The sequence below is a fragment of the Rathayibacter sp. AY1B8 genome (genome assembly GCF_002932775.1).
GTDB lineage: Bacteria > Actinomycetota > Actinomycetes > Actinomycetales > Microbacteriaceae > Rathayibacter.
Genome location: NZ_PSWJ01000015.1, coordinates 42,577 through 54,388 on the forward strand (window position 1 = coordinate 42,577; position 11,812 = coordinate 54,388).

Genomic DNA, 11,812 nt, shown 5'->3' on the forward strand with positions numbered 1-11,812 from the left:
GCGCCCGAGGCGGGGGCGGCTCAGCTGTTGTCGAGCGGGAGCCCGGGCGGGTTCACCAGGGCCTCGTCCACGGCCTCGTCCTGCAGGCCGTAGGCCGACAGCCAGTCCTGGTACTGACCGTTCCCGATGAGGTAGCCGAGGGCCTGGGCGATCGGCTCGGCGAGTCCGGAGTCCTTCTTCACAGTCGCCGCGATCAGCCCGTCGAGCGATTCGCCCGCTCCGGAGAACGTGCCGGCGTTGCGGGTCGGGTCGGCGCCGTCCTCCGAGATCCGGTTCTGGTAGACCGTCGTCGGGTTGGGCCCGAAGTAGGCGTCGATCCGGCCGGAGCCGAGAGCGAGAGTGACGGAGTTGGCATCGGGCAGTCGCGTGATCTCCAGGGACCTGCCCTCGGACTGCAGACGGGCCTGCCACTCGAGCAGGATCTTCTCCTGGTTGGTGCCGCTGCTGACCGCGACGGTGAGTCCGTCGAGGTTCTCGTAGTCGCCGTCGAACTCCCAGTCGTTCGAGGCGAGGACCTGGAACGTGAGGGTGTCGGCGCGGTAGGAGGCGAAGTCGTACTTCTCCTTGCGCTTCTCCGTGACGGTGATGTTCGAGAAGCCGACGTCGCTGCCTCCGGTGTCGATGCCCACGAAGAGGTTGTCCCAGGTGGAGTTCTCCACCTCGGGCTGCAGCCCGAGGACGGCGGCGACGAGGCGGCCGAGATCGGGCTCCGAGCCGGTGAGGGTCTCGGTGTCGGTCCCGGTGAACGCGAGCGGAGGGAAGCCTGCGGGGAGAGCGCCGACGCCGATCGTCAGGGTCCCGCGGTCGAGGATCTCCTGCGGCAGCGTGCCGCGGATCTCGTCGACGACCGGCACGTCGATGTCCGTCTCGGTCGCCGCTCCGTTGGAGAGGGCACCCACGGTGACGGTGGTGGTGCCGGAGGCGGCTCCCGGGGAGGCCGGGGCGGAGGCGGCGGCACCGGAGCAGGCCGCGAGGCCCGTCGTCAGCGCGGCGGCAGCGAGAAGCGCCCCGACTCTGGTCCAACGAGTGATGTGCGGTCTGGTCATGATTCGATTCCTGTGTCTGTCGTGCGGATGGAGAGGAGGAGGAGTGCGGGGGCTCAGCCGAGGACTCGGCCGAGGAAGTCGCGGGTCCGCGGATTCTGCGGGCGGTCGAGGACCTCGCTCGGGCTGCCCTGCTCGACGACGAGGCCGTCGTCGACGAACACCACCCGGTCGGCGACCTCGCGGGCGAAGCCGATCTCGTGGGTCACGACGATGAGGGTGCGGCCGCTCTCGGCCAGCGACCGGATGACCTGCAGCACCTCCCCGACGAGCTCGGGATCGAGAGCCGAGGTCGGCTCGTCGAAGAGGATCACCTCGGGGTCGAGCGCGAGCGCACGCGCGATGGCCACGCGCTGCTGCTGGCCGCCGGAGAGCTGCCTCGGATAGGCCGCCGCCTTGTCGGCGAGACGGACGTGCTCGAGCAGGGCGCGTGCCCGCTCGCGGGCCTCCGCGGGCGGCTGCCCCTGCGAGATCGGCGCCTCGGTGACGTTCTCGAGGATCGTCAGGTGCGGGAAGAGGTTGAAGCTCTGGAAGACGAAGCCGATCCTCGCCCTCTGGCGCAGGATCTCCTTCTCGCGCAGCTCCTTGAGCCGACCGCCGCGCAGCCGCACCCCGATCAGCTCGCCGTTCACGGAGACGAACCCCTCGTCGAGCTTCTCGAGATGGTTGATCGCCCGCAGCAGGGTCGACTTGCCCGAGCCGCTCGGACCGAGGATGACCGTGACGGTGCCCGCCTCGACGCGCAGGTCGACTCCCCGGAGCACGGTCCGGTCGCCGTAGGACTTGGTCGCGTTGTGGATCTCGATGGCGGCGGTCATCGCGCACTCCTCAGGCCGGCGAGCGAGCGCCGCACCCGCTGGAGGGGCGTGGGCGCGAGCTCCCGGTGCGCGCCGCGGGCGTAGAAGCGCTCGATGTAGAACTGCACGACCGAGATCGCCGAGGTCAGCACCAGGTACCAGATCGTCGCGACGACGAGCAGGGGGATGATGTCCGTCGGGTACGTGCTGCCGAGGTTCTGAGCGACCCCGAACAGATCGAGCAGCGAGACGTAGAACAGCAGCGAGCTCGCCTTCAGCAGGCCGATGATCTGGTTCACGTAGGCGGGCACGATCGAGCGGAGCGCCTGCGGGAGGACGATGCGGGTGAACTGGCGGCGCTGCGGGATCCCGAGCGCCTTCGCCGCTTCGTGCTGCCCCTGATCGACCGCGAGCACCCCGGAACGGACGACCTCGGCGCTGTAGGCGATCTCGGACAGGCTCAGGCCGATCACGCCGAGGGCGAGCGGAGGCAGCAGCGACACCGTCGGCACCGACCACTGCGGACCGAAGGGGATGCCGATGCCGACGGTCGGATACAGGTTGCCGAGATTGAACAGGAAGATGAGGACGAGGATCAGCGGCACCGAGCGGAACAGCCAGATGTAGACCCAGCTGAGCGTCGACAGCACCGGATTGCCCGAGAGCCGGGCTACTGCGACGACGATGCCTCCGACGAAGCTGATCACGGCGCTGATGGCGGTGGCGAGGAGCGTCAGCTGCAGCCCCTTCAGGATCGCCGGACTGAAGAGCCAGGTCCCGACCTTCGGCCACTCCCACGACGGGTTCGTGAAGAGGGTCTGTCCGGCGTTCAGCAGGAGCACGAGGACCAGTGCGGCGACCACCCAGCGCACCGGGTGGCGCAGCGGCAGCACCGGCCGCTCGCCGAGTCGGGCGAGGTCGATGCCTCCGGGAAGGGGGCCGGACGTGTCCCGCGGTCGAGGCGGCGCGATCGTGCCGCTCATGAGGCACGCCCCGTGACGCGACCGCGCAGGCGTGCTCCGCCGTCGGGCAGGGACGCGGTGAGCTGCGCGAAGGAGTCGTCGTGCGCGGTCCGGATCCTCGCGACGTCGAGCGGCCGATCGGTGAGCGTCCGCGCATAGCCGTGCAGGACGACCACCTCCGGAGGCTGGGTCACGTCGTAGAGCGGTGTGTAGCCCGCGGTGAGGTAGAGCCGCTGCGCCTCCGGCTGGAGCGGCCCGGTCGTGAGGTAGACGGTCGAGTAGCCGAGCCGGCGGGCCTCCGCCTCGAGCTCTGCGACCACGCGCAGGGCGAGTCCCTGCCGACGGTGCGCCGAGGATGTCCAGATGCGCTTGAGCTCGGCGGTCGTGTCGTCGAATCTCTTCAGCGCGCCTCCGGCGATCGCGGTGCCGTCGCGCAGAAGCAGGACGAAGGATCCCTCCGGCGGGGCGAACACCTCGCTCGGGTAGCGCGCGAGCTCGGCCGATGCCGGCTCGCCCCAGGCGGTGCCGTAGCGGGTGTCGTACTCGCGCTCGAGCTCGTCGAGCAGGGGCCGGGCCCGCGGGTCATCGGCCCGCACATGGACGAACTCGTCGGCCGCGACGGTGTCAGACGAGGACACGAGCGGCCTCCTCGGCGGCCTGGGCGGCCGCGGCGTCGCGTCGAGCGACCTCCTCGCGCACCAGCGGTATCACGTGGCGACCGAAGTCGAGGGTGTCGTCGACGTAGTCGTAGCCGCGCGCCGAGATGATGTCGACCCCGAGATCGACGTAGTCGAGCAGCGCGGCGGCCACCGTCTCCGGTGTCCCGACGAGGGCGTTCGAGTTGCCGCGCGCTCCCGCGGCGACTCCCGCCCTGGTCCAGAGCGCGCGATCGAAACGGTCGCCTGCGGCGGCGATCGCGAGGAGGCGCTGCGAGCCGGTGTTCTCCGGCGCGGCGAGGCCTCCGGGGGCGGTCTCGCGGGTGCGCGCCTCGATGCGGCGGAGGATCCCCTCCGCCTTCTCCCAGGCCTGCTCCTCGGTGGCCCCGAGGATGGGTCGGAAGGCGACCTGGATGCGCGGCGCGACGTCGCGGCCGGCCGCCGCCGCCGCCTCCCGGATGCTGCGGATCTGCTCGGCGGTGTCCCGCAGCGGCTCGCCCCAGAGCGCGTAGACGTCGCTCTCGGCGGCACCGACGGACAGAGCGGCGGGAGAGGAGCCTCCGAACGAGATCTGCGGCCGAGGCTGCTGCACCGGCCAGACGTCGCTGACGAACCGGGAGAAGCGGTAGTGCTCCCCGACGTGATCGAACGGCTCACGGGTCGTCCAGACCTGCTTGACGATCCTGATGTACTCGGCGGTGCGCGCGTAGCGCTCGTCCTTGCTCAGGTAGTCGCCCTCCGCGGCCTGGTCCGCGTCCGACCCGCCCGTGATCACGTGGACGCTCAGGCGGCCTCCACTCAGCTGATCGAGGGTCGCGAAGGCTTTCGCCGCGACCGTGGGGTAGGAGACGTTGGGCCGGTGCGCCAGCAGCAGCTGGATGCGCTCGAGCCGCGACGCGATGAAAGCGGCGGCGACGGCGGGGTCGGGGGCTCCGGAGTGGTAGGCGAACAGGATGCGGTCCCACCCGCTGTCCTCATGAGCCGCGGCCAGACGCACCGTGTACTCCGGGTCGAAGCTCGCGCCGCTGCGTGCTCGTGTCTCGCTGCCGTCGTTGAGCGCGGCGATGCCGAGGAATTCGATGGGCACTCGAGGCTCCTGCCTGTCGGGGCGCACCGTTCTGCACGCCGTGGGGGCCGACGCTAGGGTCCGCGGCCACCCGGCTCCAACCCGCCGCTACACACTTCTTCACATCGTCACGAGTCGTCACAGAGCGGCGTCCTCACGGGGGAAGGGTCATCGTGGACGCATGTCAGCGCCATCGGACGGGACCCGCTCCCTCGTGATCGTCGGGGGAGGTCCCCGCGCGGTCGGGGTCCTCGAGCGCCTCGCCGCGAACGCCGCCGAGGACGCCCTCGGGCCGGCCGCGCTCGTCGTCCACGTCGTCGACCCGTACCCCGTCGGCCCCGGCCGGATCTGGCGCTACGAGCAGTCGCCGCTGCTGAAGCTCAACTCGCTCGCAGCCGACGTGACGATGTTCACCGACGCGAGCGCGACGATCGAGGGGCCGGTGCGCCCCGGACCCTCGCTGATCGAGTGGGCGGAGGCGGTGCGGGCCGGCCGGATCGCGCTCGCAGAGGGCGACGAAGCCGTGCGCCGCGAGCTCGACGGGCTCCGCGCCGACAGCTTCCCCACCCGCCGGCTGCAGAGCCTCTATCTGCGCTGGTTCCACCGGGAGGCGCTCGCCGCTCTCCGCCCTGACGTCGAGGTCCGCGAGCACGCGGCGCGCGTCGTCGAGGTGCTCGGCCGCGACGACGGTGCGCAGCGGGTCGTCCTCGACTCCGGCGACGTGATCGAGGCGGACCTGGTCCTGTTCTCGCTCGGGCACAGCGGCGCTCTGCCGACGGTCGACGAGACCCGGCTGGCCGGGTTCGCCGAGCGCCACGGCCTCGCCTACCTGCCGCCGTCGTTCACGGCCGACGCCGACCTCGGATCCCTCCGCGCCGGACACGACGTGATCGTGCGCGGCCTCGGCCTCGTCGCGGTCGACCTCCTGGTGCTGCTCACCGAGGGCCGGGGCGGCCGCTTCGAACGGGACGACGCCGGCGGACTGCGCTACCACCCGTCGGGACGTGAGCCGCGCATCCTGATCGGCAGCCGCCGCGGGGTCCCCTACCACTCGAAGATCGGCTCGACGCTCCAGGGAGCCGCGCCCGAGCCCCGCTGGTTCTCGGCGTCCGTCGTCGAGGAGCTGCGCTCGCGACACCGCCCGCTCGACTTCAGCGAGGACGTCTGGCCCCTGATCGCCCAGGAGATGCTCTGGGGCTACTACCGTGAGCTCTTCACCGGGCACCCCGACCGGGTGAGCACCGACTGGACGCACTTCTCGGAGGTGTTCTCGCGGCTCGACCCGCGCGCCTCGGTCCTCGCCGGCTCCCGCGGCCCGCGACCCGAAGCGGGACAGGGGTACGCTCTCCCCGCACTCGGGGCCGACGCCGAGCGGGTCCTCGGAGATGCGCGGACCCTGACCGCGCTCGTCGCGGACACTGTGCCGGACAGCCTCGACAGGCTGCTCCTCCCCGATCTCGACCGCCCGTTCGCCGATGTGCGGTTCGCCGACGGCTCGGCGCTGCAGGAGGCGGTGCGCGCCTACATCCGGGACGACCTGGCTCTGCGCAGCGGGCAGGAGCACAGCGCCACGATGGCGCTCTTCCTCGCGCTTCTGCGCAGCCACTTCCTCGTCGCCGATCTCACCGCGTCCGCGAGGTGGACGCCCCGCTCGCGGATCGAGGATCTGCACGGATGGTGGCTCGGCTGGTTCAGCTTCCTCGCGAGCGGGCCGCCCGCGCACCGTCTCGAGGAGCTGCTCGCACTCTCGGACGCGGGCGTCGTCGACTTCCTCGGCCCGGGCATCCGTGTGGAGACCTCCGAAGAGGAGGGCCGCTTCGTCGCGAGCGGCGGGGCGACCGATCAGGTCGTCCTCGCTGACGCTCTCGTCGACGCGCGCCTCCCCCGGACGTCCGTTGCGAGGAGTGACGACGCGCTGATGCGAGCGCTCGTCGCGTCGGGGTCGGCGGTCGAGGACCTCGTCGACGTCGGCGACACTCTCCTGTCGACCGGGAGGCTGCGCGTGCACCAGGACGACACCCTGCTGCGCTCGACGGCGGGAGGCCGCGTCGGCCGCCGGTACGCGATCGGCCCGTACACCGACTCGCCGTTCGTCGGCGCCTTCTCCCGGCCGGGCACGAACGCGGTGTCGTTCCGCGAGAACGACAAGGTCGCGCGCGCGCTGCTGCGCCGCCTCCGCGCACTCGACGACGAGGAGCTCGTCCGAGCCGGCACCCTGATCCGAGGAGCACGATGACCGCCGCCCCACCCCTCAGCCTCGCCGTCGCCCTCGAGGGCGCCGGCTGGCACCCCGCGTCCTGGCGCGAGCCTGGCGCCCGTCCCGACGCGCTCTTCACCGGCGCGTACTGGGCGGACATCGTGCAGCGGGCGGAGCGCGGCGGGATCGACTTCGTGACGATCGAGGACTCCTTCGCCCTGCAATCGGCGGACCCCTTCCTGGCCGACGACCGCACCGACGAGGTCCGCGGCCGGCTCGACGCGCTGCTGATCGCCTCCTACGTCGCCCCCCTCACGAGCCGCATCGGTCTCGTGCCCACGGTCACCGTGACGCACACGGAGCCCTTCCACGTGTCGAAGGCCGTCGCGACGCTCGACCACCTGAGCCGGGGGCGGGGCGGTTGGCAGGTCAGGGTGTCGTCACGCGTCGACGAAGCCTCGCACGTCGGACGACGAATCGCGGCGATCGTGCCGCCGGAGCCGGGCACGCCCCTTCTCGAGGACCCCGCGATCCGCGCCGTCGTCGACGAGCTCTTCGAGGAGGCGGCCGACGCCGTCGAGGTCGCACGGAGACTCTGGGACAGCTGGGAGGACGACGCCGAGATCCGCGACGTCGCCACCGATCGCTTCCTCGACGCCGACAAGGTGCACCGCGTCGACTTCGCAGGACGCTGGTTCTCGGTGCGCGGCCCCGCGATCACTCCCCGGCCGCCGCAGGGGCAGCCCGTCGTCGCCGCGCTCGCACACGCCGACATCCCCTACCGTTTCGCCGCGCGCTCGGCCGACGTCGTCTTCGCGACGCCTCAGAACGCAGCGGACGCCGAGAGGATCCTCCAGGAGATCGCCGAGGCGGAGCGCGGGGCGGGGCGCACGGGCGAGCGACTGCGGGTCCTCGCCGACCTCGTCGTCGTCCTCGACACCCCGGCGGAGTCCGCCGCGGCCAGACTCTCGCGCCTCGACGCTCTCGGCCGACCGCTCACCGGCGACGCCGCCGTCGCCGCCGGGTCGGCCGCGTCCGTCGCCGACCGCATCGCCGAGCTCTCACGGCTCGGCTACGACGGCGTCCGCCTCCGACCCGCGGTTCTCGCCACCGATCTGCCGCTGATCGCCGACGACCTCGTGCCCGAGCTGCGCCGACGCGGTCTGCTCGTCGGGACGGAGGAGGGCCGCACCCTCCGCTCAGCCCTGGGCCTGCCCACGTCGATCCCGAACCGCTACGCCTCCGAGGAGCAGTCATGACGCGGCGACCGAAGCAGATCGTCCTCGCCGCCTACGTGGGCGGGGTGAACGAGCACACCCTGTGGGAGCACCCCGACGCCGGCAGCCAGGTCGACTTCTCGACGTTCCGCCGCGTCGCAGAGACCGCGGAGCGCGGGCGGTTCGACTACTTCTTCCTCGCCGAGGGTCTGGCACTGCGGGAGCGCGCGGGGCGCCCGTTCGACCATGACATCGCCGGACGACCGGACACTCTGCCGCTCCTCGCCGCGCTGGCCGCGGTCACGGAGCACATCGGCCTGGTCGGCACGCTCAACGCGACGTTCAACGAGCCCTTCGAGCTCGCCCGTCAGATCGCGACCCTCGACCACCTCTCAGGCGGACGAGCGGGGTGGAACGTGGTCACGTCCTTCGACGCCTTCACGGGCGCGAACTTCCGCCGCGGCGGCTTCCTCGACCGCGCCGACCGCTACGCCCGTGCCGAGGAGGCCGTCCGCGCGGTGACGACGCTCTGGGACACCTGGACCTCCGACGCCGTGCGAGCCGATGCCCCCTCCGGCGAGTTCCTCGCCGACTCGTCGACGGGGTCGTTCGCCGTCTCGAGCAGCCAGTTCGACGTCTCCGGCCGTTTCACCGTGCCGCGCAGCCCGCAGGGCCGCCCGGTGATCGTGCAGGCGGGCGTCTCTCCGCAGGGTCGCGACTTCGCGGCGTCGAGCGCCGACGTGATCTTCTCCCCCTACCACCGGGGACCTGAGGCGCACGAGTTCGCGCGCGACATCGCGGCCCGGGTCGCGGCGGCGGGTCGCCCGGCCGGCTCCGTGCGGATCCTCCCGTCAGCCGCCGTCGTCCTCGGCGGCACCGCTGCGGAGGCGGAGGAGAGAGCGCGGTGGATCCGCGATCAGCAACTCACACCGCGCACGATCCAGGTGCTCTTCGAGCAGGTCTGGAACCGGGACCTGTCGGGCTTCGACGTCGACGGGCCGGTACCCGATCTCGAGCCCGACCTCGAGGCGCCGCCGCTGATCGAGGGCCGCGCACTGATCCACGGTGATCGCGCGGGGACCGTGCGCGCCTGGCGTGCGCTCGCTCAGGAGCGCGACCTCACCCTCCGCGGTCTCGCCGAGACCGTCTTCGACCGCACGGAGTACGTGGGCACGGCTGAGCAGGTCGCCGACCGTCTCGACGAGTTCGTGCAGAGCGGAGGCGGCGACGGGGTCGTCCTCGGATCGCACCTGCACCCGGGTGGTCTGGACGAGTTCGTCGACCGCGTCGTGCCGCTGCTGCAGGAGCGCGGTTCGCTGCGCACCGAGTACGAGGGCACGACCCTGCGGGAGAACCTCGGCCTGGAGATCCCCGCCCGGCCGTGACCTCATCCCCTCCGCCCCCTCTCCGACCTCCGAAGGAAGACCATGACCGACGCCTACTACGACCGCGCAGCCGACCGCCGCTACACCGCCGCCTACAAGAAGGAGACCCCCGACGTCCTTGCGGCGTTCACCGCCTTCGACACCGCCGTCTTCGCTCCGCAGGGTCGCGAGATTCCGCTCAAGTACCGCGAGCTCATCGCCTACGCCGTGGGCATCAGCAAGCAGTGCGTCTACTGCATCGACGGCCACGGCCAGAACGCCGTGCGCGCCGGTGCGACCGAGACCGAGCTCGCCGAATCAGCCTGGGTCGCGGCCGCCATCGGAGCCGGAGCCGCCTTCGCGCACGGCCGACTCGGCTTCAAGCTGACCGAGGACCACCCGCACTGATCGTGCCCCCGCCCCAGTCCCTCCTACCGATCGGCCGATCATGACGAACGAACCCGCCTTCAGCATCACCCTCACCCCCTTCGACGAGGACTACTCGCCGGCCCAGAGCTCCCGGATCACCACCAACTTCGCGAATCTGGCCCGCGGCGAGCGCCGCCGGGAGAACCTCCGGACCGCGCTGCGGATGATCGACGACCGGTTGAACGATCTCGTGCCGGGCGACGATCCGAGCCGCGGCCGCTACACGGTCGGGCTCGACATCGTCTCCGTCGGGCTGCGGCTCACCACGGACGGCGAGGACCGGGAGTTCCCCCTGCTGGAGGTCCTGCGCACCCGGATCCTCGACCGCCGCACCGGCCGATGTCAGCCGGGGACACTGGGGAACAACTTCTCCTCCTACCTCCGCGACCACGACTTCAGCGTGCGGCTGCCGGCGGTCAACGCCGCGCAGGCCGGCTTCACCGTCCCCGACGACTTCGGCGTCCTGCACGGCGCGCTCTTCCAGCACTTCCGGTACTCCGCGCAGTACGCGGAGCTCTCGTCGACGCCGCCCGTCATCTGCATCAGCGTCTCGACGAGCAGGACGTACCGGCGCACCGGGACCCTCCATCCGATCCTCGGCGTCGAGTACCGGCAGGACGAGCTCTCGCTGACCGACCGGTACTTCGCGGAGATGGGCCTCGGGGTCCGCTTCTTCATGCCGCCCGGCAGCACGGCGCCGCTCGCGTTCTACTGCGGCGGCGACCTGCTGGAGGACTACTCGGACCTCCAGCTCATCGCCACCATCAGCACGATGGAGACGTTCCAGAGGATCTACCGGCCCGAGATCTACGGCGCGCGCTCGGCCGCCGCCGACGTCTACCGGCCGGACCTGGAGCAGCAGGACTACGTGCGGCCCGCGGTCTCCTACGACCGCGAGGAGCGCGGTCGGCTCGCGGTCGAGCAGGGGCGGTTCGCGGAGGAGCACCTCATGAAGCCGCACGGGGAGCGGCTGCGGCAGTGGGCCGCCGGGTACGCGGGAGCGGTCCGATGAGCGCCCGCGGATCCTCGACGTCCCTCCCGCTCCTGCCCACCTCGATCGCCGGCAGCCTGCCGAAGCCGTCGTGGCTCGCGCAGCCGGAGACCCTGTGGTCCCCGTGGCGCCTGACCGGCGACGCCCTGGCCGAGGGCAAGCAGGACGCCCTGCGCGCCGCCGTCCACGAGCAGCACCACCGGGGCCTGGACATCGTCAGTGACGGGGAGCAGACCCGGCAGCACTTCGTCACGACGTTCATCGAGCACCTCACGGGTGTCGACTTCGAGCGGCGCGAGACGGTGCGCATCCGCGACCGGTACGACGCGAGCGTGCCGACCGTCGTCGGCGCCGTGGGGCTCGAGAGGCCCGTGTTCGCCGACGACGCCCGGTTCCTGCGCGAGCAGACCGATCAGCCCATCAAGTGGGCGCTGCCCGGCCCGATGACGATGATCGACACCCTCTCCGACCGGCACTACGGGAGCCGCGAGAAGCTGGCGTGGGAGTTCGCGACCATCCTCAACGAGGAGGCGCGAGCCCTCCAGGACGCCGGAGTCGACATCGTCCAGTTCGACGAGCCCGCCTTCACCGTCTTCTTCGACGAGGTGCACGACTGGGGTGTGGCCGCGCTGGAGAGGGCGGCGGAGGGACTCCGCATCGAGACCGCGGTGCACATCTGCTACGGCTACGGGATCAAGGCGAACACCGACTGGAAGGCGACCCTCGGGTCGGAGTGGCGGCAGTACGAGGAGTCGTTGCCGCTCCTCCAGCAGTCCTCGCTCGACATCGTCTCGCTGGAGAGCCACCACTCCCACGTGCCGATGGAGCTGATCGAGCTCGTCCGCGGCAAGAAGGTCATGCTCGGAGCGATCGACGTGGCGAGCGGGACCGTCGAGACGCCCGAGGAGGTCGCCGACACCCTGCGACGCGCCCTCCGGTTCGTCGACGCGGACCTGCTCCTCCCGAGCACGAACTGCGGCATGGCGCCGCTGCCCCGCGACCTCGCCTGGGGGAAGCTCAGCGCGCTGAGCGCGGGAGCGGCGATCGTCCGCGAGGAGCTCGCGCCCTGACGGGCCTCCGGGGAGACGGG

11 protein-coding genes are annotated in these 11,812 nt (G+C 71.6%); 6 read left to right on the forward strand and 5 right to left on the reverse strand.

All coding sequences use genetic code 11. From position 1 onward, the window contains the following. Positions 1 to 20: 20 nt before the first annotated feature. Genes C5C63_RS10355 through C5C63_RS10375 form a run of 5 tightly spaced genes read right to left on the reverse strand, consistent with a single transcriptional unit; the run spans position 21 to position 4,545 of the window. Entirely contained in the window at positions 21 to 1,046 is a 1,026-nt protein-coding gene (locus C5C63_RS10355; protein WP_104326011.1) for a transporter substrate-binding domain-containing protein, read from the reverse strand. A gap of 53 nt (positions 1,047 to 1,099) precedes the next feature. After that, entirely contained in the window at positions 1,100 to 1,861 is a 762-nt protein-coding gene (locus C5C63_RS10360) for an amino acid ABC transporter ATP-binding protein (RefSeq protein ID WP_104223287.1), read from the reverse strand. Then, positions 1,858 to 2,823: an amino acid ABC transporter permease gene (locus C5C63_RS10365; RefSeq protein WP_104233982.1), complete on the reverse strand. Its 966-nt coding sequence runs from the start codon at positions 2,821 to 2,823 to the stop codon at positions 1,858 to 1,860. The genes C5C63_RS10360 and C5C63_RS10365 overlap by 4 nt, the downstream gene beginning before the upstream one ends. Beyond that, a complete protein-coding gene (locus tag C5C63_RS10370) occupies positions 2,820 to 3,440 on the reverse strand; it encodes a GNAT family N-acetyltransferase (protein ID WP_219812350.1) in 621 nt (206 codons plus the stop codon). Before C5C63_RS10370 ends, C5C63_RS10365 begins: the two co-directional genes overlap by 4 nt. Beyond that, positions 3,427 to 4,545: an LLM class flavin-dependent oxidoreductase gene (locus C5C63_RS10375; protein WP_104223289.1), complete on the reverse strand. Its 1,119-nt coding sequence runs from the start codon at positions 4,543 to 4,545 to the stop codon at positions 3,427 to 3,429. Before C5C63_RS10375 ends, C5C63_RS10370 begins: the two co-directional genes overlap by 14 nt. 160 nt (positions 4,546 to 4,705) lie before the next feature. Here C5C63_RS10375 and C5C63_RS10380 point away from each other — a divergent pair, with 160 nt between their 5' ends. From C5C63_RS10380 to C5C63_RS10405, 6 genes are read left to right on the forward strand one after another with little or no spacing between them, the layout of a single operon-like run. Beyond that, positions 4,706 to 6,760, forward strand: a complete 2,055-nt coding sequence (locus C5C63_RS10380) for an FAD/NAD(P)-binding domain-containing protein (protein ID WP_104291813.1) — start codon at positions 4,706 to 4,708, stop codon at positions 6,758 to 6,760. Next, a complete protein-coding gene (locus C5C63_RS10385) occupies positions 6,757 to 7,980 on the forward strand; it encodes an LLM class flavin-dependent oxidoreductase (RefSeq protein WP_104226542.1) in 1,224 nt (407 codons plus the stop codon). Before C5C63_RS10380 ends, C5C63_RS10385 begins: the two co-directional genes overlap by 4 nt. Then, positions 7,977 to 9,323: an NtaA/DmoA family FMN-dependent monooxygenase gene (locus tag C5C63_RS10390; RefSeq protein WP_104223292.1), complete on the forward strand. Its 1,347-nt coding sequence runs from the start codon at positions 7,977 to 7,979 to the stop codon at positions 9,321 to 9,323. The genes C5C63_RS10385 and C5C63_RS10390 overlap by 4 nt, the downstream gene beginning before the upstream one ends. Positions 9,324 to 9,365: 42 nt before the next feature. Continuing rightward, entirely contained in the window at positions 9,366 to 9,710 is a 345-nt protein-coding gene (locus tag C5C63_RS10395; RefSeq protein ID WP_104223293.1) for a carboxymuconolactone decarboxylase family protein, read from the forward strand. A gap of 40 nt (positions 9,711 to 9,750) precedes the next feature. After that, positions 9,751 to 10,743, forward strand: coding sequence for a putative oxygenase MesX (locus tag C5C63_RS10400; protein ID WP_104308025.1), 993 nt, complete (start codon positions 9,751 to 9,753; stop codon positions 10,741 to 10,743). Then, a complete protein-coding gene (locus C5C63_RS10405) occupies positions 10,740 to 11,792 on the forward strand; it encodes a methionine synthase (RefSeq protein ID WP_104226544.1) in 1,053 nt (350 codons plus the stop codon). The genes C5C63_RS10400 and C5C63_RS10405 overlap by 4 nt, the downstream gene beginning before the upstream one ends. The last annotated feature ends 20 nt before the right edge of the window (positions 11,793 to 11,812 follow it).

What these genes read in the sequence shown, in the direction of transcription:
- C5C63_RS10355 (WP_104326011.1), bottom strand. Translation starts at nt 1,046, where the DNA reads ATGACCAGACCGCACATCACTCGTTGGACCAGAGTCGGGGCGCTTCTC.
- C5C63_RS10360 (WP_104223287.1), bottom strand. Translation starts at nt 1,861, where the DNA reads ATGACCGCCGCCATCGAGATCCACAACGCGACCAAGTCCTACGGCGAC.
- C5C63_RS10365 (WP_104233982.1), bottom strand. Translation starts at nt 2,823, where the DNA reads ATGAGCGGCACGATCGCGCCGCCTCGACCGCGGGACACGTCCGGCCCC.
- C5C63_RS10380 (WP_104291813.1), top strand. Translation starts at nt 4,706, where the DNA reads ATGTCAGCGCCATCGGACGGGACCCGCTCCCTCGTGATCGTCGGGGGA.
- C5C63_RS10385 (WP_104226542.1), top strand. Translation starts at nt 6,757, where the DNA reads ATGACCGCCGCCCCACCCCTCAGCCTCGCCGTCGCCCTCGAGGGCGCC.
- C5C63_RS10390 (WP_104223292.1), top strand. Translation starts at nt 7,977, where the DNA reads ATGACGCGGCGACCGAAGCAGATCGTCCTCGCCGCCTACGTGGGCGGG.
- C5C63_RS10395 (WP_104223293.1), top strand. Translation starts at nt 9,366, where the DNA reads ATGACCGACGCCTACTACGACCGCGCAGCCGACCGCCGCTACACCGCC.
- C5C63_RS10400 (WP_104308025.1), top strand. Translation starts at nt 9,751, where the DNA reads ATGACGAACGAACCCGCCTTCAGCATCACCCTCACCCCCTTCGACGAG.
- C5C63_RS10405 (WP_104226544.1), top strand. Translation starts at nt 10,740, where the DNA reads ATGAGCGCCCGCGGATCCTCGACGTCCCTCCCGCTCCTGCCCACCTCG.